Raw genomic sequence first — 21875 nt, forward strand, 5'->3', positions numbered from 1 at the left:
CATATGAAGTCCAAGAACGAAAAAAGGTTGCGTCGTAAAGTTCGCATCCGGAAAAAGATTTCAGGCTCTGCTGAATGTCCGCGTCTCGTTGTCTTCAGGTCTAACCTGCATATCTACGCTCAGCTTGTGGATGACTGCGAAGGTAAAACCATTGCAGCCGCTTCCACTCTGACTCTTAGTAAAGACGGCGATGCTCTTAAATCCAACAAGGCTTCTGCAGCCAAGGTTGGCACAGAAATCGCTCGCCTTGCTAAGGAACAGAAAATCGAGCGCGTAGTGTTCGACCGTAACGGCTACATCTATCACGGCCGCATTCAGGCAATTGCTGATGCAGCTCGTGAAGCAGGCCTGAAATTTTAACAGGTATAGGTATAGTCATGGAACAAAACGAACTCGGTTTGATTGAAAAGATTGTCTATCTCAACCGCGTTGCGAAAGTTGTAAAGGGCGGTCGCCGTTTCAGCTTTTCTGCATTGGTTGTAGTTGGCGACGGTCAGGGCAATGTAGGCTTCGGCCTCGGTAAAGCACAGGAAGTTCCTGAAGCTTTGCGTAAAGCCTCTGAGCGTGCAAAAAGGGACATGGTTCAGATCTCATTGGTTGACGGTACCTTGCCTTATGAGGTATTAGGTCGCTTCGGCGCTGGTCGTGTACTTTTGAAGCCTGCTTCAAAAGGTACTGGTATTATCGCTGGTGGCCCGGTGCGTGCGATCATGGAAGCTGTTGGTGTAACTGATATTCTTGCAAAAGCTATCGGTACCAACAACCCACATAACGTACTCCGTGCAACCATGGCTGGTCTGACATCCCTGCGCAGTGCTGACTATGTTGGTTCATTGCGTGGTAAGAAGCTCGAAGCTCCTAGGAAGTAGGTATAGCCATGATCAAGGTTAAACTTGTACGTAGCCGGATCGGCTCTCTCCCTAAACAGCGTGCTGTACTGGACGCTCTGGGCCTGAAAAAGATCCGTCAGGAAAAACAGTTTAAGGACAATGCTGCAGTGCGCGGTATGATTGCTAAAGTTTCTCATATGGTGGAGGTTACGGAGTAATGCAACTTCATGAACTTTTCCCGTTTAAAGAGGAACGTAAGCAGCGTCGTCGTATCGGTCGTGGCTCCGGCTCTGGCTGGGGTAAGACTGCAGCAAAAGGTCATAAAGGTCAGAATGCCCGCGCTGGCGGTGGTGTTCGTCCAGGTTTCGAAGGTGGCCAGATGCCTCTGGCTCGTCGTCTGCCTAAGCGTGGGTTCTCCAACGCTAAGTTTAAAGCAGTATACGACGTGATCAACCTTGATCGCCTTGCTGAAGCATTTGAGGGTCAGACTAACATCACCCTCGAGGACATCTACGCACGCGGTCTTGCACAGAACGGTGCAGCTGTTAAAATTCTCGGTCGTGGCGAAATTTCCGCTGCGCTGACTATTGAAGCTCACAAGTTCACTGCTTCTGCACTTGAAAAAATCCAAAACGCCGGCGGCGAAGCCAAGGCGCTTGAAGGGTAGGTAAAACGTGGCGCTCAGTGGTGTTGATAATCTGGCGAACCAGCCAGAACTGAAAAAGAAATTGTTGTGGACCTTCTTCTTGCTCGCTGTATACCGTATCGGTATTCATGTGCCTGTTCCAGGTGTTGACACGGCAGCGTTGTCTGATTTCTTTGCCAGCGTTCAAAACACCCTGTTCGGCCTGTTTGACATGTTTTCCGGGGGCGGACTTCGTAATCTGTCGATCTTCGCCCTCGGCATCATGCCCTATATATCTGCCTCTATTATCGTACAGCTTTTGCAGGTAGTTTCACCAGAGCTTAAGCGTATGGCAAAAGAGGAAGGGGCTTCTGGTCGCCAGAAGATTACCCAGTATACTCGTTATGGTACTGTCCTCATTACCATTATTCAGGGTTTGGGTATTGCTGTTGGTCTGGAAAGTATGACCAGCCCAATTGGCGCACCAGTTGTACTAACAGCCGGATGGGCTTTCCGACTCACCACTATCATCACGCTTACCGCAGGTACCGTTTTGATTATGTGGATAGGCGAGCAAATTACTGAAAAGGGTGTGGGAAATGGTATTTCCTTAATCATCTTCGCCGGTATTATTGCTGGTCTTCCGGGTGCCCTGCTTAGATCCTTTAACCTCGTTGGTGCGGGTGAGCTCAGCATTTTTGTTGGGATTATCATTCTTGCCATCATGGCTGCCGTTTTGGCATTTATTGTCTTTATGGAGCGTGGTCAGCGTCGTATCCCTATTCATTATGCCAAGCGTCAAATGGGTAGGAAAATGGTCGGCGGTCAGACAACTCACCTTCCACTGCGAATTAACACCGCTGGTGTTATTCCTCCTATTTTTGCATCTTCCCTGCTTATGTTCCCGGCGACGATCGGCACATTTGCACCAGATGTAGAGTGGATTCAGCAGTTCTCAGCATGGTTCGCTCCACAGACAATTGTATATAACATCATTTTCATTGCTCTCATTGTATTCTTCTGTTTCTTCTATACTGCAATTGTTTTTGATCCAAAAGATATTGCAGAGAACTTGAAGAATTCAGGTGGCTTTATTCCTGGCATCCGTCCAGGTGTAAAAACAAAAGAATACATTGATAAGGTTCTCTCCAGAATTACCCTTTGGGGTGCCTTTTACATCGCAGCTATCTGTGTTCTTCCAATGCTCCTCATTGCAAAGCTTAATGTACCGTTCTATTTTGGCGGCACAAGCCTCTTGATCATTGTTGGCGTAGCAATGGACTTTATGTCACAGGTAGAATCTCACATGATCTCTCGCCAATATGAAGGACTTATGAGTAAGTCCAAAAAAGGTAGAAAGTAGAAGTGAAAAAATACCGCGGTGTTTTTTTAAAAAATGAAAAAGAGATAAGTCTCCTTAGAGAGGCTAATCGAATTGGTGCTATCATTCTTGACGTCCTGGGTGAACATGTTCGCCCAGGCGTTAAGACTATTTTTTTCCATGAGCTGACAATGAACTTGTGTAAACAGTTCAATGTTAAGCCTGCGTTTCTTGGTCTCTATGGTTTCCCATATTCTTTATGCTGTTCAGTTAATGAAGAAATCGTACACGGTTTTCCGTCTGAACGGGTGCTTAAAGAGGGAGATATAGTTTCTTTTGACGTGGGCGTCCTTGTTGAAGGTTTTTATGGTGACAACGCCAGAACTTTTGCGGTAGGAGCTGTATCGGAAAAAGCACAAAAGCTTATCGATGTAACTCGTGAATCTCTCATGAGGGGGATTGAGCAAGCTTGCCCTGGAAATAATCTTAATGATGTTTCCAGAGCCATTCAGGAACATGCTGAATCTAATGGATTTGGTATTGTACGTCGCTTCGTTGGGCACGGCATTGGCCGTAAGCTTCATGAAAAGCCGGAAGTTCCTAACTTTGTCCCGCAGGGTAATTCGGGGCTTCCCTTGAAAGCTGGGATGGTAATTGCCATCGAGCCGATGGTTACTGAAGGGTCATATGAAGTTGATATCCTCGACGACAAATGGACTGCAGTAACCAAAGACAGAAAGCTTTCAGCTCATTTTGAGCATTCTATTGCTATTACATCAGACGGACCAGTTATTCTGAGTTTGTCTGATTAATTGAGTCAATACATGTTATTTGTGTTGACTACTTGTGGAACTTGGTGTTACTGACCTCAGTTCTGGGCTTAGTAAAGCTCAGCTTTTGTTGTGTCAGAAGATCCAGACTATGGAGTCAAAGATGAAAGTCAGGCCTTCAGTTAAGAAAATGTGCTCTAAGTGCAAGGTTATCCGGCGCAAGGGCATCCTGAGAGTCATTTGCGAAAATCCCCGACATAAACAGCGTCAGGGCTAAGCATACCAGGAGTAAATTGTGGCTCGAATTGCAGGTGTAGATCTCCCAAGAGGTAAGCGTGCTGATATCGCTCTTACCTACATCTTCGGCATTGGTCGTCATACAGCTCTCCAGATCCTCGACACCGTAGGTGTTGACTGGACACGCAATATTGATGATATCACTGCGGAAGAAGTTAACGAGATCCGTAAAGTTATTGAGCAGGACTACAAGGTAGAGGGCGACCTCCGCCGTGAAGTTTCTTCCAACATTAAACGTCTCATGGACTCCGGTTGCTACCGTGGTCTTCGTCACCGTCGCGGTCTTCCTGTGAACGGTCAGCGTACGAAGACTAACTCACGTACCCGTAAAGGTCCACGTCGCGCTGTTGTTGGCAAGAAGAAGAAGTAAGTCCATCCTCATGTAGGATCAGGCGTGGAATCTCTCCCGAGCTAAGGACGCTTTCAAATGATGCAACTCCTTAGACCCGGCGTATCACGGCTTAGTCATACTAAGCTCGTATGAGGTTCCCAACCCCATCTATCAATTAATCTAGTTGAGAGAGTATAGTTATGGCTAGACCCAAGCGTACGGGCAAGAAAAAAGAAAGAAAGAATATTCCCGTAGGGATCGCCCATATCCAGGCTACCTTCAACAATACCATTATTACCTTTACCGACACACGTGGTAACGCAGTAAGTTGGGCATCCGCAGGCCAGTCAGGCTTTAAGGGTTCCCGTAAGTCTACTCCGTTTGCTGCTCAGGTTGCAGCTGATACTGCAGCTAAGAAAGCGCAGGAAAACGGAATGCGTACAGTCGGTATCTACGTCAAAGGTCCAGGTACCGGTCGCGAAGCCGCCATGCGTGCTATCAACGCTGCTGGATTCAAGGTTGCGTTCATTCGTGACGTGACCCCGATCCCTCACAATGGCTGCCGTCCACCTAAGAGACGTCGCGTCTAATACAAGAGGAGATTGTTTTGGCTAAATATAATGGTGCTAAGTGTCGCATTTGTCGACGCGAAGGTTCAAAGTTATTCCTGAAAGGCGATCGCTGTTACACTGATAAATGCGCGTTCGACCGTCGTCCATACGCACCTGGACAGGCAGGTCGCTCACGCAAAAAAGTAAGCGATTACGCAGTTATGCTGCGCGAAAAGCAAAAAGTTCGTCGTATGTACGGCATTCTTGAAAAGCAGTTCCGCAGCTACTTTAAAAAGGCAGACATGCAGAAAGGCGTTACTGGTGAAAACCTCCTCGCTCTTCTCGAACGTCGCCTTGATAACGTGGTATTCCGTCTCGGCTATGCTAACTCCCGTCAGCAGGCTCGTCAGATGGTTCGGCATGGCGTATTTACACTCAACAACCGTCAGGCAAACATTCCTTCTATGCAGGTGAAAGTTGGTGACGAAATCGTTGTTGTAGAAAAACATCGTAAAGATCCAGTTCTGGCGGAAGCTCAGGAAGTTATCGCTCGTCGCGGTTGTCCAAATTGGCTGGAAGTTGACGCCCCTAACTTCAAGGGTTCCGTTAAGGCTCTGCCTCAGCGCGAAGACATTCAGTTCCCAATCAACGAACAGCTGATTGTCGAGCTCTACTCCAAATAAGCGGGTTTAAAGCATGCTCATCAAACAAGGCGACAGAACTATTAATACTCGCAACTGGTCTGAGTTGGTTAAACCGGACACCATTGCGCGTATCGGCGAAGGCAACACCCAGTACGGTAAGTTTGTATGCGAGCCGCTCGAACGCGGATACGGTAACACCATTGGCAACTCGTTGCGACGCGTGTTACTTGCATCCCTTCAGGGCGCTGCCGCTGTTGCAGTAAAAATGTCAGATGTGCATCACGAGTTCACTACTATTGAAGGTGTTCTTGAGGATGTTACTGATATTGTACTGAATCTTAAATCAGTACGTTTTGCTATGGATACGGAAGAACCTCAACGTATTGAGTTCACCGCGAATAAGCAGGGCGCTGTAACTGCCGAAGCCATTAAAGGCAACCAGCACGTGATGGTTCTTAATCCGGATCAGCCGTTATTCACTCTGACCGAGGACAAAGACGTTACTTTTGAACTCGAAATCAGAATGGGTAAAGGTTACGTGCCAGCAGACATGCATGAAGGACTTAGCGATGAGATTGGTCTTATCAAGCTTGACGCAAGTTTTTCTCCAGTTCGCAAGGTTGCCTATACTGTTGAGCAGGCCCGTGTCGGCCAGATGACCAACTATGACAAGCTCATCCTTGAGGTTTGGACTGATGGTTCAGTTTCACCTGAGGATGCCATTGCCTACAGTGCAAAGATCATTAAAGAACAGATTTCTGTTTTCATTAACTTTGACGAACGTATCTCTGAAGAAGAAAACGAACAGGCGTCTGCTGATAGCGGTCTGAACGAAAATCTCTTCAAAGGCATTGATGAGCTCGAACTTTCTGTTCGTGCCACTAACTGCCTTAAGAGTGCAAATGTTGCTTTAGTTGGTGAACTTGTTCAGCGCACTGAATCTGAAATGCTTAAAACCAAGAACTTTGGTCGTAAGTCTCTCGACGAAATCCGTCGTGTGCTTGGCGAAATGGAACTTGATTTTGGCATGCAAGTGGATGGCTTTGAGAAGAAATACCAGGATTGGTTGAAGAGGAAGCAGCAAAATGAGGCATAGAAAATCTGGAAAGAAATTCAGCAGAACCCCTGCACATCGCAAGGCTATGTTCCGTAACATGGCAACGTCTCTGTTGACTCATTACTCTCTTCGCACCACCGTGGTTAAAGCTAAAAGCCTGCGTGGCGTTGTTGAGCCCCTGATTACTCTTGCTAAACGCAACGATCTTCATGCTCGCCGTCAGGCTTACAAAGTTCTTGGTTCTCACCAGCTCGTTAAGGTTCTGTTCGATGAAATCGGACCGCTTTTCGAAGGTGTACCAGGTGGCTACACACGTGTTATCAAACTCTCTACTCCACGTAAGGGTGATAACGCACCAATGGCTGTCATTGAACTTATTCGCAAGCCCGGTGCAGAAGACTCTGTCTCCGCAGCTCCTATGAGCAAGGAACAGAAAAACGAAGCAGTTAAGCAGGCTGTTGAAGCCGCTACCGCAGCTGAATAATCAGCGCGAACTGAATCGTACTATGCATATTAAAGGCCGTTGTTTTTACAACGGCCTTTTTTTGTGTTTGTTGCAGTATATTTTTTTTCGATGTATTCAATAGCTATGATTGATTACAGAAAGCTAGAAGCGTTTTGCAAGGTTTATGAGTTGCAAAGTTTTTCCCGTGCAGGGAAAGATCTTTTTTTATCGCAACCGACCATTAGCGCGCATGTTTCAGCACTCGAGTCTGAGTTAAACGTCCCGCTTCTTGATAGAATGGGACGCATTGTTTTACCTACGGAAGCAGGTACCATTCTGTATAAGTACGCCAAGCAGGCTTTCTCCTCTTTAAATGCAGCTCGAGCCGAAATTGCGCAACTGCATGATGAGATGGCTGGAGAAATAGTCATTGGTGGCAGCACAATTCCGGCCCATTATTTACTGCCTAACGTGATGGCGAAATACATGTTGAAAAATACCAACGTAGATGTTTCGCTTAAGGTGGCAGATTCTGAGGCCATAATTCACATGTTGTCCGATGGAGAACTTTCGGTTGGCGTCGTCGGCGCATTTGAAAATGATCCTGAATTGACCTTTATACCAATTGTTGATGATGAACTGGTGGTTATTGCATCACCTTCCTATGTATCTTTGAAGGAGCCGCTGACAGCTGAAACCCTTGAGGAGCATAGCTGGGTAATGCGTGAGCGTGGATCTGGTACACGAAAGTCCTTTGCGAACGCCCTTGCCGAACACAATGTGGATATCCGTTCACTTCCTTCGGTCGTGCAAGTTGAATCAACCAACGCTGTTATTCAGTTTGTTAAGGCCGGGATGGGTCTTTCTATTACCTCAAAGCTGGCTGTCTCTGCAGAGGTTGAGCGTGGGGATCTGATTATACTGCCTCTTTCAAATATGAAACTTAATCGGCAGTTCTTCTGCGTATATCATAACCGTCGTCATTATTTCCCGGCTATCCATAGCTTTATTCAATTCTTAAAGGATGAAACCCGCTCAATGCGTGGGTAACGCAGGTACTGTGTATGAGTAAACCTACTATAAAAATGGTGGATACTGTTAAGGCTGCTGGTTGAGCTGCTAAAATTGCTCCAGGGGACCTGGAGGAGATTTTACAGTCCCTGCCACGGGCTACAGAAAGCGAAAAGGGTAGGGTTCTCACTGGTACGACAAATAATGAAGATGCAGCTATTTTGTCTTTTCCGGCAGGGAAAGCTATAGTGCAGACTCTCGATTTTTTTACTCCTATTGTAAATGATCCGTATCGCTTTGGTCAGATCGCTGCAGCGAACTCATTGTCGGACGTATATGCCATGGGGGGGACTCCGTGGTGCGCTATGAATATTGTTTGTTTCCCTGTAAAAAGCATGCCGAAAACAATGCTGAGTGAAATCATTCGTGGTGGGTATGACAAAATAGTTGAGGCTGGTGCAGTGCTCGCAGGTGGGCATAGTGTTGAAGACACAGAAATAAAATATGGTCTTTCTGTAACAGGTTATGTTGAGCCGGATGCCTATACCTCCAATGCAGGTTTACAGAAGGGGGATATTTTAATTCTCACCAAACCGGTTGGAACCGGAGTGCTTGCCACAGGTATTAAGGCCAGCTGGGATGGCTGCGATGAAATGGAAGAGCTGCTCTATAAGTGGTCAGCAAAACTGAATAATGTCGGTGGCGAGTTGATTCAGCATATGAGACTTAAAGCCGCAACAGATGTTACTGGTTTTGGGCTTGGCGGGCATATAATAGAGATGGCTCAAGCATCAAAAGCATTGGTTGCTATTGACTCTGAGGCCATACCTGTGCTTGATAAGGCCCTTGAGTTGGCTAGCATCGGGTTGGTGCCTGAGGGCAGCCATGCAAACAGACTTCATTGTATAAATGCTACAGAAGTTGCTGAGGGTGTTGACTCTTTGCGGGTTGATCTTATATTTGACGCTCAGACTTCTGGTGGACTTGTTTTGGCAGTCCCCAAAGCCCGAGTTGAAGAAGCTGTTTTGTTCCTTACAGAACGGGCCGAGATGGCTGCTGTGATCGGCGAAGTGCTAAAAAGCGGCACAGAGTGCGGGACATTACTTATTCGTTAGTAATAATGACGTAAAAATGTTTGTAAGTAGCTTCGTCTACTTAGAGCTTTTTTTCACAAGAAATGCTAATAATCGCATTTTTATGCTTGAACTCTGTGCGCAGCAATGGTAAATGTCTGCGCCTTCGACATGTTACCAACCAAGCAAACGAGGAAGGACATACAAATCCTTCTTCCGGTAAATGTCATACATATGATTGAATGCGAGAGTGGCGGAATTGGTAGACGCACCAGATTTAGGATCTGGCGGTTAACCCCGTGAGAGTTCGAGTCTCTCCTTTCGCACCATATATTTTTATCCGGTACTTAACATTGTTGGTGACCGGAGAATTTTTCTAATTTTCCACTGGACAAGAAGGAGCGTGTGCCATGGAATATAAAGTAGAAGATCTGTCTCCGGTTAAGAAGCAGATTAATATTACTGTTCCTGTGGACGAGGTTAATGCTGCACTTGCTGCAACAATCGCAATGTACCGTACCAACGTAGACCTCAAAGGTTTCCGTAAAGGTAAAGTGCCTTCCAGCGTAATCGAAGGTCGCTTTAAGAAAGAAGTTTATTCTGAAGCAACTCAGGACCTCGTTAACGTTCATATCAACGAAGTAATCGGTGAAGGCGAGCTTTCTCCGGTTTCACGTATTGACTTTGACGGCGGCGAGCTCGTTCGTGATGAAGAGTTCTCCTACGCAATCTCCTTCGAAGTTATGCCTGAGTTTGACCTTCCAAGCTACGAAGGCATTGAAGTTGAAGAAGAAAAAGTTATCGTAGACGAAAAAGAAGTTGATGAAGTAATCGACCGCATCCGTGGCAACATGGCTGAAAATGTAGTAATCGCGGAAAACCGCGCTGCTAAAGACGGTGAGATTGCAGTAATCGACTTTGCTGCTTATGAAAACGGTGAGCCTCTTGAAGGCGTATCTGCTGAAAATTTCCAGATGACTCTTGGCGACAAGCAGGCTCTCGAAGATTTCGAAGCTCTCGTAAAAACAATCACTGTTGGTGAGTCCGGCGAAGGCGACGTTACCTTCCCTGAAGACTTCATCAACCCTGAGTTCGCAGGTAAAACTGTGACCATGAAAGTGACTGTACACGCTCTTCAGGAGAAAAAACTTCCTGAACTCAACGACGAACTCGCTAAGAAAGCTGGCGGCTTCGATTCTGTTGAAAAAATGCGTGAAGCTGTTGTAGAATCTTACAAAAGCAGCCGTCTGCAGCTTAACAAATCTCAGGCTCAGAAAACCATGCTTGATTCCCTGCTGAAAACTGTAGACTTCCCGCTTCCAGATTCCATGGTTGACGGTCATGTAGACAGCCTCATTCAGGAACGTATCGAACGTCTCGAGCGTCAGGGCAAGTCTGTTGAATCTCTTGGCAAAACTCCTGAAGAACTTCGTGCAGAAGTTCGTCCAGAAGCAGAAGAGATTGCAAAAACTCAGGTTTTCCTTATTGCAGTAGCTAAGAAAGAGGGCGTTGAAGTAACTGACCAAGAAGTTGATATGCAGCTTCACCAGATCGCAATGCGTGCTGGTCAGGAATTTCATGTTGTTAAAGATTACTACTCTAAAAACAACCTTCTCTTTAGCCTCCGTGACCGTCTCCTTGCTGATAAAGCAATGGATGCAATCTACGAAAAAGCTAACGTTACTGAAGTTGAGCCAAAGAAAGAAGAAGAAAAAGAAGACTAAGTTCTCTCTTTACCTTCTTCAGACTAGACAATCTAAACGGGGCGGCATCTATGCCAGCCCCGTTTTTTGCATTATATAGTAAGTTATCACAAATTGAGTCTCTTTGCTTCTTGAGCAGTTGGGTCAACTTCTGCTAGGTTGTTATAAGTCCGTTTGTAAGAACGGGTGGTACGCATCAGTTATATTATGTTGCGTGCATTCGCTGCCCTTTCTTTTTCCAAGCCTACAACATATACTTTTTTACCACTGTTAGGAGTGCGTTATGGCAGTGCCTATTGTTATTGAAACCACCGGTCGGTCTGAACGTGCCTACGATATTTACTCCCGTTTGCTTAAAGACCGGATTATTCTTCTTGGAACCCCTATTGATGATCAAATCGCCTCTTTGATTTGCGCTCAACTCCTGTTCCTTGAGTCAGAGAATCCTGAAAAAGAAATTTATATGTACATTAACTCCCCTGGTGGAGTTGTCACAGCAGGAATGGCAATCTATGATACTATGCAGTATATTTCTTCTCCTGTTGCAACTCTATGTATGGGACAGGCTGCAAGTATGGGGGCTTTGCTTCTGGCTGCCGGTGCTGCTGGTAAACGCTACGCATTGCCGCATAGCCGAATTATGATTCACCAGCCTCTCGGTGGATTTCAGGGGCAGGTAACGGATATTGATATTCATGCCAAAGAAATGTTGCGGTTAAAAGATTCCTTGAACGGTATTCTTGCACATCACTCAGGGAAACCAATCGAAACTGTTGTGGAACATACAGAACGTGATTACTTCATGGGTGCGGAGCAAGCAAAGGATTTTGGTATCATCGACGAAATCCTCGTATCCCGTAATGACATTCTCAAAACAGAGAAGTAGTGGAATACCCTATGGATAAAAACTCTACCGAACAAAACGAAGAGCTTAGTTGTACATTCTGCGGCAAAGGTCAGGATCAGGTTGCTCGTCTTATCGCAGGGCCTGAAGTCTACATTTGTGATGAATGCATTGCTCTTTGTAACGAAATTATCGCGCAGGAAAGTGCTGAAATCATAGAAGATGACGGTCAGCTACTTACTCCTGAGGAAATTAAGAGTAAGCTCGACGAGTATGTTATCGGGCAGCATCAGGCTAAAAAAATTCTGTCTGTTGCTGTGCACAACCACTATAAGCGCGTGTTCTTTGAGCACAAACTTGGTGATGTTGAGCTTGAAAAAAGCAACATTCTTCTTGCCGGTCCATCCGGCAGCGGTAAAACCCTGCTTGCAAAAACTCTTGCGCGTGTTCTGAACGTTCCGTTTGCAATTGCAGATGCAACGACCCTTACTGAAGCAGGGTACGTTGGTGAAGACGTCGAAAATATTCTTGTGCAGCTTTTGCAGAATGCTGATTATGATATCGAATCTGCTGCAAAAGGTATTATCTACATCGATGAGATTGATAAAATCTCCCGCAAAGGTGACGGACCTTCCATCACCCGTGACGTTTCCGGTGAAGGTGTACAACAGGCATTGCTTAAAATTATTGAAGGCACTGTAGCAAACATTCCTCCAAAAGGTGGCCGTAAGCATCCGCAGCAAGAGTTTATCCGCATGGATACCTCAAATATCCTGTTCATTGTCGGTGGTGCGTTCATTGGTCTTGATAAGATCATTGAAACACGCATGAGCGGCAAAGCAATGGGCTTTGGTGCGAAGATTACTGCTAAGGAAGAGTTGTCATATTCATCCTTACTGAAACAGGTACAGCCGAACGACCTTGTCAAGTTTGGCCTTATTCCAGAGTTTATTGGACGTATCCCTGTAATTACATGTGTTGAAGAACTTGGTGAAGACGACTTGGTGCGTATTCTTACTGAGCCTAAAAATGCACTTGTACGTCAGTATCAGAAATTATTTGAATTCGACAAAGTTTCGTTGCGAATTACCACGAACGCACTTAAGGCAATTTCCCGTCAGGCCATAGAGCGTAAGACAGGCGCACGAGGGTTGCGTAACGTTATGGAAACTATCATGCTGGAGATTATGTACCACCTTCCTTCCCTTAAGGGAGTTAAGGAGTGCGTAGTAAACAAATCGGTAGTTGAAGAAGGAAAAGAGCCAATGCTCATTTATGAGAATGAGGCGAAAACTGCTTCTTAATTAGATGGTTATCAAAGTGCATCGCATGAATGTGTGATGCACTTTGAGTATATTCAGCTGAAGCAATTGACAATTCGGCACCGTGACTTACCTATCTCAAGGTGCCTCTTGTCTTCCTTGCGGAAGAGTGCATGGCACGAAACGAGGAGGATATATGACTGAGACTGGAACAAGCGACGAAAAGCGTCTTGCTACCATTCAACTCCCACTGATGTCCCTGCGGGAAGTAGTAATGTTCCCGCGTTCGATTATTCCTTTGTTTGTTGGTCGAGAGGCCTCCATCAAAGCTATCGAGCATGCTATTGCTGATAGTAGTAAAGAAATTTTTCTTGTTGCCCAGCGTGAGCCGGAAATGGAAGTGCCTGATGCAGAGGATCTTTTTGAGATCGGTACTGTTTCTAAAGTACTTCAGATGCTCAGGTTGCCTGACGGTACCATTAAGGTACTGTTTGAAGGGTTGTACCGTGCGCGCTGGACATCTGCCGGTGTTGAAGCGCTTGAGGCAGAAGAAGAGGGCGAAGAAGAAGTAACTTTTGTTCTCGCCGACGTTACTCCGATAGATGAAAATGACATTGAAGGTACAGAGGCAGAAGCTCTTGCCCGTGCTTGCCATGAATCTCTGGAAGAGTACGCAAAAATTAATAAAAAACTTGCTCAGGAAACCCTGCTCGCTATCAACGCAGTAAGTTCTGTTGGCAAATTGGCAGATGCCATTATGCCGCACCTTAAGGTTGATTACCGTATGAAGCAGGAAGTGCTGGAGCACACAGATCCTGTGCAGCGTCTTGAGAAAGTGTATGAGCTTCTTCAGGGTGAAATTGCGATTACATCTATGGAAAAACGCATTAAAAATCGCGTTAAGCATCAGATGGAACGTAACCAGAAAGAATATTATCTCAACGAGCAGATCAAGGCGATCAATAAAGAAATGGGTCGCGACGATGACCCGCAGGAAGAACTCAACGAGCTTGAAGCAATTCTTCATAGCAAAGACATGCCTGATGAAGCCCGTGATCGCGGCTTGCGTGAGCTTAAAAAGCTGCGCGGCATGCCTGCTTCTTCAGCTGAGTACACCGTTGTTCGGAACTACATTGATTGGATTGTAGACCTTCCTTGGAACAAGCTTAAAGATACTCCGATTGATATTGATGAAGCACGCACAATTTTGGATGAAGATCATTTTGGTCTTGAAAAGCCGAAAGAGCGTATTCTGGAATTCCTCGCAGTACAGAAGCTTGCTACCAAGCTGAAAGGCCCTATCCTTTGCCTTGTGGGCCCTCCGGGTGTTGGTAAAACTTCACTTGCTCGTTCTATTGCACGTGCGACAAACCGTGATTTTGTACGCCTGTCTCTTGGCGGTGTGCGTGACGAAGCGGAAGTACGTGGGCACAGACGTACGTATGTCGGGGCGTTGCCGGGTAAAATTATTCAGTCTCTTAAGCGAGTGGATTATAATAACCCGCTCTTCTGTCTTGATGAAATTGATAAGATGAGTACTGACTTTAGAGGTGACCCTTCTGCGGCACTGCTTGAAGTACTTGATCCGGAACAGAACGGCACTTTTAATGATCACTACCTTGATTTAGACTACGATTTGTCTCAGGTATTTTTCATTACTACTGCCAACAGCTTGCAGTCCATTCCGCTTCCGCTTCAGGACAGAATGGAAATTATTCAGCTACCGGGCTATCTTGAGACAGAGAAAAAACGTATTGCACGTGATTTCCTGCTGCCGAAACAGATTGATCAGCACGGCATTAAGAGTAGCAACCTGCGTATGTCTGACAACGTGATCATGGATATTATCCGTTACTACACTCGTGAAGCTGGTGTGCGTAGCTTGGAACGCGAAATTGCATCCATTTGCCGTAAAGCAGCTATGCGTGTTGTAGAAGCAGACGATATGGATAAGCTTATCTCTATCACGACTCAGAACCTTTCTAACATGCTCGGTGTTAAGAAATACCGCTACGGTGAAAGGGAAGATGAAGCACAGATTGGTGTAACTACCGGTCTTGCATGGACAGAGCTGGGTGGTGAGCTGCTGTTGGTTGAAACCGCAATTATGCCGGGCTCCGGTAAGGTTTCTACAACTGGTAAGCTTGGTGAAGTTATGACAGAGTCTGCTCAGGCTGCTCTCTCATACATTCGTTCACGCTCCAGTCTGTTTGGACTGAAACCTGACTTCCATAAGTCCATTGACATTCATGTCCACGTACCTGAAGGCGCGACTCCTAAAGACGGCCCTTCTGCCGGTATTACCTTGTGTACTTCTATCGTGTCTGCTCTGCTCGGTATTCCAGTACGTAACGATATTGCTATGACTGGTGAGATTACCCTGCGTGGTCGTGTTCTGCCGATTGGTGGATTACGCGAAAAGCTTCTGGCTGCCCGTCGTGGTCTCATTACAACTGTGCTTATTCCGAAAGATAACCAAAAAGATCTTAAGGATATTCCAGCTGATGTTCTTAAAGGTATGACGATTGTTCCCGTTGAGAATGTCGATGAAGTGCTTCCGTATGCACTCGACTCTGCGGAGCTTTATCAGGGAAAGTGCCAGACAAGGGAGCTTCTTGACTCTCTGAAAATCTGTGAACCTGAAGCAGCACAAGTTACACACTAACTGCTCACATTGAATACAAAATATAAAAGACCGTCCGTTGGGCGGTCTTTTTTTTTTGCTCCAGAGAGCTATGAGATTCTATTTAAGTTTTCCTACCCGACGCCGATAGTAAAGTAACTCGGCAAATAATGAACGCACCTGAACTGGTACGAACTGATATGGAGGACTGGCATGTCTAATGCTTTTCGTGGCGTAGTTATCACGCTCTTGGTTATTATAGTTGGCGTCCCGAAAGTGTGGGCAGATGAACCGCCACAACAAAAAGTGTATGGTGCTGTTGAAAGCATGGTGCCTGAATCGGTAGATGCTACGTATCAGGAAGATACATCCCTTACCTCGGTTACACCTGTCGTTAATTATGATAACGGCGTAATGCTTCCGGATGGAACAGGTGGTATGCTGTGGCGCAAAGGCAAGGTAGAGCCGGATGTGCCGGCGGTTGATAATGCCCGTGAAGTAAAGCTGAAGGTTCGTGAGCTTGCAGACCAGCTGTTAACCAACCTTGATATGGAAACTTTCAAGAATGCAAGCATACTTCCGGTTACTTTTGTAGAGCAGGATAATTTTGAGCGGAGTTCAGCATTCGGCCGCTATATTGCTGAGGCGCTTATTTATGAATTCAATCAGCGAAATGTGCCTGTAAAAGAATACCGCATCGGTAATGAGATTAAAGGCCGGAAGAGTGAGGGTGAGTTCATGCTGACCCGTAACCATCGCACGTATGTAAAGAATAGAAGGTCATTGGCAATTGTCGGTACCTACTATCAAGTAAAAGGCAGTGTGTTTGTCAACGCGCGTATTGTGCGGGTTTCTGACAACTCTGTATTGCGAACAGCACAGCTTGTGTTCCAGCAGTCAAGTGTTGTCCGAAGAATGTTGGCAGATACCGGTCCGAAGTTAAGTTCCGGATTTGTTTCAATGCGCGATTTTGAAACTATGACAAGGGCAAATGATCTGACAGCTATCGATCTTGGCGAAGACCTGCATTAGGAGCTGACATGAAACGTGTATTACTACTCTCATTAATGGTTGCTCTTTCAGGATGCAGTGCGCTGACAAGCAGCAAGCCTGTGGCGGTGCAGCGTCCTGCTGAATATAAGGTAGTTGCTTCTCCTTACAGCAGCAATTCAATGCAAAATTTATATTTAGGCAGACAGTATGTCGCGCAGCAGCGGTATGAGTTGGCACGAGAGCATTTCCTGCTCGGGCTGGCGTCTGCAGAACATGAAAATATGCGTGAGCAGCTCGTTTCTGAGATTACAGCTGTAAACCGCTTACTCGAAACGCTTCGGTAGAGGAGGGTAAAATGATTCGTTGTATTCTTACCACACTGGTTATGTTTGTGTGCCTGCTGCTCCCGTTTGCCGCTTCTGCCGGAACATATGAAGATTTTATTGCAGCAAAGCAGAAAGCGACAGAGGCTGCCCCCGTTGAGAGGAAAACAATCCCTGTTGTTGCAGATACACTTGCGATGCAGCTTGATGCACAGTTGCGGCAGAGATTAGATTTGGATGAAGGTGACGTCGAAGGATACGATGTTATTGTAACCACCCCTGTAGCACTTAATGATTTGGAAGAGACCAGCTCGCTTGCCCGTCAGATGGGTGAAGAGCTTTCCCGCTGGTTTGTCACTTCCGGTTACAAAGTGCAGGAAATCCGTAAAGGTCGCTCCGTTCTTTTTGAACCACGTGGTGGTGAATTTGTGCTCAGCCGCCGTACTCATGTACTTGCTAATGAAAATGTACGGGCAACGATTATTGTTGCAGGAACTTACACACAGACATTGAATCGTGTGCGATTCAATATGCGTTTCATTCATGCACCAACGAATGAGGTACTTGCAATGGCGACACAAACTTTGCCATTGAATGCAGAAATGCGTCTGCTTACAGTTGGAAGTAATGATAAACGTGGCATTGTTCCGAGCGTCGGTACAACCTTTTAAGAAAATTGATATTTGATGAGATGGAGCCCCTGCACAATGTTGTGCAGGGGCTTTTTTTGATACGGTGGCTGAGCTACTTGCAGAGTTGTTCAAAGCCGACCACTGTAAAGAATGTGACGGAAGCTACTGCAATGATGCTGGCTCCTGATGTAAGGTTGAACCAGTATGCGATAAAAAGTCCAAGCATGCAGAAGAGCATACTCCAGAAGACAGCAGCACCCATCATGGTCGCAAGACTGTGCGCTTTCCGTTCTGCGATAAAAGGCGGAATAGTCAGCAGGGCAATGACAAGGATAAGTCCCACCACGCGGATGATCATAACAATTGATAATGCCGCCATGCATACAAGCAGTGTGTGCAGGAGTGAAGCTGGCAGCCCTCGGGATTCTGCATATTCCGCATCAAAAGAAATGCTGAGCAAGCCGGGGTATGCAAGAATTGTCACCCCGACAATAAAAATATCCAGCCCAAACATGAGCCAGAGATCAAAAGAGGATACGGTAAGGATGGAGCCGAAAAGAAAGCTCATCAGATCAACATTGTACCCCGGAGTGAGGTCAATAAGAATAATGCCGAAGGCCATACCTGCTGCCCAGAGAACACCAATGACGGTGTCTGCTTTTTCTTTGTACTTTCTGGCTATAGTGGACATAGCAACAGAAGAACCAAGAGTGAATCCTAGCGTGCAGGGTAGTACTGGCAGCCCGAAGAAAAAAGCTAAACCAACTCCTCCATAGGCGGCATGAGCAACACCACCGGCAAGAAAAACAAGGCGGTTAAGGACAACAAGCGTGCCGACGATGCCGCAAGCAACGGAAGCTAACAATGCGGCAGCAAGGGCATTCTGCATGAAGGGGAGTGTAAGTATGTCCATAGCACTTATCCCTCGGTATCCGGCAATGTTATTGAGAATGGTTTAAATGAGAGCATTTGCGGAACGTTATTCATAAAGGCTCCCATCGGGCATGTGTTGTCGTGTGTGCCATATAAATGAGCAAGGAAGTCCGGTGTAATATTGTTTCCATCGTGATATGACAAACTGCGGTTTACAACTGCAATGCCGGTAAATGGTGATGCCGCAATGGAAATGTCGTGGCTGACGACAATGGTTGTAATGTCGTCCGGAAGCTTCGCAAGAAATTCATAAAAACAGAATTTACCACTTGGATCAAAGTTTGCGGTTGGTTCATCCAAAAGCAGCAATTTCGGGTCTGACATAAGCGCGCGGGCAACAATAACCCTTTGGCGTTGCCCTCCGGAAAGATTGCATAATCTTTCTTTTTCTTTTCCATTAAGACCCACTTTGCGTAACGCTTCAACAGCTTTTGCTTCATTTAGCTGACGTTGCTTTCGTGAAAACGGAAAGAGCAGTGGGCTGGTGATGGCTCCCATCATTACAACATCAAGTAAATTGGCAGGAAAGAAATCCTTTGTAGTGGCGTACTGTGGAACATATCCAATGTATCGTACGCATTCCGGCGGTTTTCTTCCAAAGACCGTTATGTTGCCGGCCTGTGGTGTGAGGAGTCCCAAAATGCATTTTAATAGCGTGGTCTTTCCACCGCCATTTGGGCCCAGAATGGCAATATACGCCCCTTTTTTTACTGTGAAGTTTAAGTTGTCCAGCACAGTGTAACGGGAAGCATTAGGATATGCGTAGGTCAGTCCGGATATATCGATAACTGGTTGGTTCATGACTACTCAGAAAGGATAAAAGATGCTGCGAGTTTTTTAGAAACTTCGCGTAAATTTTCTTCCCAATTTTCCGCTAGCGGGTTCGCAACTATTATAGAGGCGTTAATTGAGTCTGCAATAGCCCTCGCGCTTGATTGCGAAAACTGAGGTTGTACAAAGATAGTACGTAGATTTCTTTTCTTAGCAATGCTTGTGATTTGCTCAAGAACTTTAGGTGTCGGTGCTTTTCCCTCAAACTCAATCGGGATTTGAATAAGGTTGTACGTCATTGCGTAATATCCCCATGACGGGTGAAACGTCATAAAGGCACGCTGTTCTGCTGGAATGGGTTTAAAGAGTGTGTCAATTTCTTCATCCAGTTCATCCAGTTTCTTTGTAAAAGCGCGTGCGTTAATACGATACAGTTTGGCGTGTTCCGGTGCTACCTTGCTAATGGCAAGGCGCGTGGGTTTTGTCATCGCCTTCACCCAACGTGGCGAAAGCCATACATGTGGATCAAGCATACCTTTGTGTTCATGCATTGCATGATTGTGTTCAGTATAGTCCTCTGGATGGCTGGCTTCCTCGTTTCGGTAATCGTGCAAAATAGTACCGCGCGGGCTTGCGTCAATATCCATTGCATTCGCAGCCATTGGAAGTTTGCGAAGTTTTTTTTCTACATGAACAATTTTGAGTTTTGGATTTGTAGACTGAATGCGGGGAAGCCATGTGCGTTCAAATGGGACACCGATGGCAAGGTATACATCAGCCTTGGCTAGTGCCGCCATTTGGCGAGGTCGTGGTTCATACGTTGCAGGGCTGGCGCCGGGCATAACCATAACCTCTACATCCACAGTGTCACCTGCAATTTGTTCTACAAAATATTTTTGTGGAAGAATGCTGACAAAAATCACAGGCCTTTTTGCTAGCGCTGAGTTTGAGAATGGGGCGGCAAATAGAAGTGCAACAAATAGAAATAATAGTGCTTTTTTATGTAGCTGCATATTGGCTCACTTTGACGTGTGGAGAAGTAAAAAGGTTGTCAGCTCGGATGGCTATTGAATTGTAACGTATTTATTAGATACAAGGCAATGTGGCTGTGTAACCTATAACCTTAGTATTGATGACAAAAAGATTGGTTTAACCATATCGATGGTCTTGATCTGCAGGTTCGTGGTCATGACGTGCTCAGCGCAGTCTGCATGGGTGGGGTATGCATGTAGACTCGATTTTTTTTACTTCAAAAAATGGAGAAGATAGTTAACGAACATATCTTCCTTATTGTGATTTTAATCTACATAAGACTTTTTGTGATAATAGTATTCAATCCTGACTTGTCAATACAAAATCGATCTACCATTAGACTTGGCTTGCTATATGAAATGCAGTAATGAGAATGGATTGTTTTTGAAACATTCCTTGGGAAGTTATGATAGGAAAGTAGAGCATGTAAAATAAAACAGTTGTTTATTTGTAAGCTCTTGTATGTTTGTCATAAGGGTGTGTTATTAGATTGTAGTCAATTTTTTCTGCTGGCTTTTTGAAGGGTGCAAGACGGAAGGGGAGGGAGAGGCAGACGTAATGGTTTACGTCTGTGTTTTTTCCTTATGATATAGCGGATTGTAGCTGGCATGGCATATGATTTACAATAAGTAGCAGCCGTTAAAAGCGTAGGCAGCCATACGCGTAGGTATAGCAACGTGTTTGTTTTTGAGCAGCTCTGCATAGTAAGGAGTAAAAGGAAGTTATGTCCTTAGAAAGAAGAAAGACTCGGGAAGTGACCGTAGGGTCACTTAAAATCGGCAGTGAGCATCCCGTAGTTGTGCAGAGCATGACTAACACAGATACTCGCGACGTAGAGTCAACCGTTGCTCAGATTGAAGAACTTGTAGAAGGCGGGTGTGAACTCGTGCGTGTTGCAGTTCTGGATGAGCAGGCAGCATGGGCAATTTCCCGAATTAAGGATCAGGTCTCTGTTCCGCTTATTGCTGATATTCACTTTGATCACAGACTTGCTATTAAGTCTTTGGAAGCTGGTGTTGATGCGTTACGCATTAATCCGGGTAACATTGGCGGTGCGGCAAATGTGGATAAAGTGGTAGATGCTGCCAAGGCACATAATGCTGCTATCAGAGTTGGAGTCAACAGTGGCTCTGTAGAAAAAGCATTACTGGAAAAATTTGGTGGTCCCACTCCCGAGGCCATGGTAGAGAGTGCTATGCACCATGTTGCTATGCTTGAAAAACGGAAATTTTTTAACACCAAGATTTCTTTGAAGTCTTCTTCTGTGATGCATACCATTGATTCCTACAGGTTGCTTGCAGACAGATGTGATTATCCGTTGCATATCGGCGTAACAGAGGCGGGCACCCTGTTGCGTGGAGCGATAAAATCTTCAGTAGGTCTTGGTGTATTGCTCTGGCAGGGCATTGGTGATACTTTGCGCGTTTCCCTTACGGATGATCCTGTTCAGGAGATGACTGTAGCTTGGGAGCTTTTGCGTGCTCTTGGTTTACGTGACCGCGGGCCGGAGATTATTTCCTGTCCTACATGCGGCAGAACCGAAATTGGTCTTATTAATCTTGTTGAAGTCGTTGAAAAACGTCTTGAAGGCGTTATCGACCCTATCAAAGTTGCCGTTATGGGCTGCGTTGTTAACGGGCCGGGCGAAGCTCGCGAGGCTGATATCGGCATTGCCGGTGGCAGAGATAAAGGGATTATTTTCCGTAAAGGAAAAGTTATTAGAACGGTTAAAGGCGGAGCAAATTTGCTTAACGCCTTTATGGAAGAATTAGACAATTTTCTTATAGAACGAAATAAAGGATAG

The 21875-nt window shown here is 45.8% G+C and carries 25 protein-coding genes and 1 tRNA gene; 23 read left to right on the forward strand and 3 right to left on the reverse strand.

Annotated features, from left to right (window positions below):
* Positions 1–3 precede the first annotated feature (3 nt).
* The 22 genes from rplR to F461_RS0112215 all read left to right on the forward strand — a co-directional run bounded on the left by rplR (position 4) and on the right by F461_RS0112215 (position 17374).
* Positions 4–360, forward strand: a complete 357-nt coding sequence (gene rplR / locus F461_RS0112115; protein ID WP_020001434.1) for a 50S ribosomal protein L18 — start codon at positions 4–6, stop codon at positions 358–360.
* 17 nt (positions 361–377) lie between these two features.
* Entirely contained in the window at positions 378–869 is a 492-nt protein-coding gene (rpsE, locus tag F461_RS0112120; protein ID WP_020001435.1) for a 30S ribosomal protein S5, read from the forward strand.
* Positions 870–877: 8 nt separating this feature from the next.
* Positions 878–1048, forward strand: a complete 171-nt coding sequence (rpmD, locus tag F461_RS0112125) for a 50S ribosomal protein L30 (RefSeq protein WP_020001436.1) — start codon at positions 878–880, stop codon at positions 1046–1048.
* The gene (gene rplO / locus F461_RS0112130) at positions 1048–1497 is read left to right on the forward strand and encodes a 50S ribosomal protein L15 (RefSeq protein WP_020001437.1); all 450 of its coding nucleotides are present in this window, start codon (positions 1048–1050) and stop codon (positions 1495–1497) included. Before rpmD ends, rplO begins: the two co-directional genes overlap by 1 nt.
* Before the next feature lie 7 nt (positions 1498–1504).
* Positions 1505–2818 carry a preprotein translocase subunit SecY gene (gene secY / locus F461_RS0112135; protein ID WP_020001438.1) on the forward strand — a complete coding sequence of 438 codons (1314 nt, stop codon included), beginning with the start codon at positions 1505–1507 and terminating at the stop codon, positions 2816–2818.
* A gap of 2 nt (positions 2819–2820) precedes the next feature.
* Entirely contained in the window at positions 2821–3588 is a 768-nt protein-coding gene (gene map / locus F461_RS0112140) for a type I methionyl aminopeptidase (protein WP_020001439.1), read from the forward strand.
* Positions 3589–3709: 121 nt separating this feature from the next.
* Positions 3710–3823: a 50S ribosomal protein L36 gene (gene rpmJ / locus F461_RS19085; RefSeq protein WP_020001440.1), complete on the forward strand. Its 114-nt coding sequence runs from the start codon at positions 3710–3712 to the stop codon at positions 3821–3823.
* An 18-nt stretch (positions 3824–3841) separates the two neighbouring features.
* Positions 3842–4213, forward strand: a complete 372-nt coding sequence (gene rpsM / locus F461_RS0112145) for a 30S ribosomal protein S13 (RefSeq protein ID WP_020001441.1) — start codon at positions 3842–3844, stop codon at positions 4211–4213.
* 161 nt (positions 4214–4374) lie between these two features.
* Complete coding sequence (gene rpsK, locus F461_RS0112150) at positions 4375–4764, forward strand: 30S ribosomal protein S11 (protein ID WP_020001442.1); 390 nt, start codon at positions 4375–4377, stop codon at positions 4762–4764.
* Between the two features lie 17 nt (positions 4765–4781).
* Complete coding sequence (gene rpsD, locus F461_RS0112155) at positions 4782–5408, forward strand: 30S ribosomal protein S4 (protein WP_020001443.1); 627 nt, start codon at positions 4782–4784, stop codon at positions 5406–5408.
* A 13-nt stretch (positions 5409–5421) separates the two neighbouring features.
* Complete coding sequence (locus F461_RS0112160) at positions 5422–6465, forward strand: DNA-directed RNA polymerase subunit alpha (protein WP_020001444.1); 1044 nt, start codon at positions 5422–5424, stop codon at positions 6463–6465.
* Entirely contained in the window at positions 6455–6910 is a 456-nt protein-coding gene (rplQ, locus tag F461_RS0112165; protein ID WP_020001445.1) for a 50S ribosomal protein L17, read from the forward strand. Before F461_RS0112160 ends, rplQ begins: the two co-directional genes overlap by 11 nt.
* Positions 6911–7015: 105 nt before the next feature.
* Positions 7016–7921 carry a selenium metabolism-associated LysR family transcriptional regulator gene (locus F461_RS0112170; RefSeq protein WP_020001446.1) on the forward strand — a complete coding sequence of 302 codons (906 nt, stop codon included), beginning with the start codon at positions 7016–7018 and terminating at the stop codon, positions 7919–7921.
* A gap of 14 nt (positions 7922–7935) precedes the next feature.
* Positions 7936–8997 carry a selenide, water dikinase SelD gene (gene selD / locus F461_RS17810; RefSeq protein WP_082208214.1) on the forward strand — a complete coding sequence of 354 codons (1062 nt, stop codon included), beginning with the start codon at positions 7936–7938 and terminating at the stop codon, positions 8995–8997.
* 202 nt (positions 8998–9199) lie between these two features.
* Positions 9200–9284: transfer RNA gene (locus F461_RS0112180), tRNA-Leu, on the forward strand.
* An 81-nt stretch (positions 9285–9365) separates the two neighbouring features.
* The gene (tig, locus tag F461_RS0112185; protein ID WP_020001447.1) at positions 9366–10679 is read left to right on the forward strand and encodes a trigger factor; all 1314 of its coding nucleotides are present in this window, start codon (positions 9366–9368) and stop codon (positions 10677–10679) included.
* Between the two features lie 262 nt (positions 10680–10941).
* Positions 10942–11544, forward strand: coding sequence for an ATP-dependent Clp endopeptidase proteolytic subunit ClpP (clpP, locus tag F461_RS0112190; RefSeq protein ID WP_020001448.1), 603 nt, complete (start codon positions 10942–10944; stop codon positions 11542–11544).
* Positions 11545–11555: 11 nt separating this feature from the next.
* Positions 11556–12806, forward strand: coding sequence for an ATP-dependent Clp protease ATP-binding subunit ClpX (clpX, locus tag F461_RS0112195; RefSeq protein WP_020001449.1), 1251 nt, complete (start codon positions 11556–11558; stop codon positions 12804–12806).
* A 154-nt stretch (positions 12807–12960) separates the two neighbouring features.
* Complete coding sequence (gene lon, locus F461_RS0112200; RefSeq protein ID WP_020001450.1) at positions 12961–15429, forward strand: endopeptidase La; 2469 nt, start codon at positions 12961–12963, stop codon at positions 15427–15429.
* Positions 15430–15600: 171 nt separating this feature from the next.
* The gene (locus F461_RS17815) at positions 15601–16419 is read left to right on the forward strand and encodes a FlgO family outer membrane protein (protein WP_020001451.1); all 819 of its coding nucleotides are present in this window, start codon (positions 15601–15603) and stop codon (positions 16417–16419) included.
* Between the two features lie 8 nt (positions 16420–16427).
* Complete coding sequence (locus tag F461_RS17820) at positions 16428–16724, forward strand: hypothetical protein (RefSeq protein ID WP_020001452.1); 297 nt, start codon at positions 16428–16430, stop codon at positions 16722–16724.
* 11 nt (positions 16725–16735) lie between these two features.
* A complete protein-coding gene (locus tag F461_RS0112215) occupies positions 16736–17374 on the forward strand; it encodes a FlgO family outer membrane protein (protein WP_020001453.1) in 639 nt (212 codons plus the stop codon).
* A gap of 73 nt (positions 17375–17447) precedes the next feature.
* On the opposite strand, the gene F461_RS0112220 is transcribed toward F461_RS0112215, so the two are convergent.
* Genes F461_RS0112220 through F461_RS17830 form a run of 3 tightly spaced genes read right to left on the reverse strand, consistent with a single transcriptional unit; the run spans position 17448 to position 20052 of the window.
* On the reverse strand, positions 17448–18248 hold the full coding sequence (locus F461_RS0112220; RefSeq protein ID WP_020001454.1) for a metal ABC transporter permease: 801 nt from the start codon (positions 18246–18248) through the stop codon (positions 17448–17450).
* 5 nt (positions 18249–18253) lie between these two features.
* Positions 18254–19069, reverse strand: a complete 816-nt coding sequence (locus tag F461_RS17825) for a metal ABC transporter ATP-binding protein (protein WP_020001455.1) — start codon at positions 19067–19069, stop codon at positions 18254–18256.
* Positions 19070–19071: 2 nt separating this feature from the next.
* Positions 19072–20052 carry a metal ABC transporter solute-binding protein, Zn/Mn family gene (locus F461_RS17830; protein WP_020001456.1) on the reverse strand — a complete coding sequence of 327 codons (981 nt, stop codon included), beginning with the start codon at positions 20050–20052 and terminating at the stop codon, positions 19072–19074.
* A gap of 743 nt (positions 20053–20795) precedes the next feature.
* On the opposite strand from F461_RS17830, the gene ispG reads away from it, so the two are divergent.
* Positions 20796–21875 carry a flavodoxin-dependent (E)-4-hydroxy-3-methylbut-2-enyl-diphosphate synthase gene (gene ispG / locus F461_RS0112235; RefSeq protein ID WP_020001457.1) on the forward strand — a complete coding sequence of 360 codons (1080 nt, stop codon included), beginning with the start codon at positions 20796–20798 and terminating at the stop codon, positions 21873–21875.

This window comes from Halodesulfovibrio aestuarii DSM 17919 = ATCC 29578, from assembly GCF_000384815.1.
GTDB lineage: Bacteria > Desulfobacterota > Desulfovibrionia > Desulfovibrionales > Desulfovibrionaceae > Halodesulfovibrio > Halodesulfovibrio aestuarii.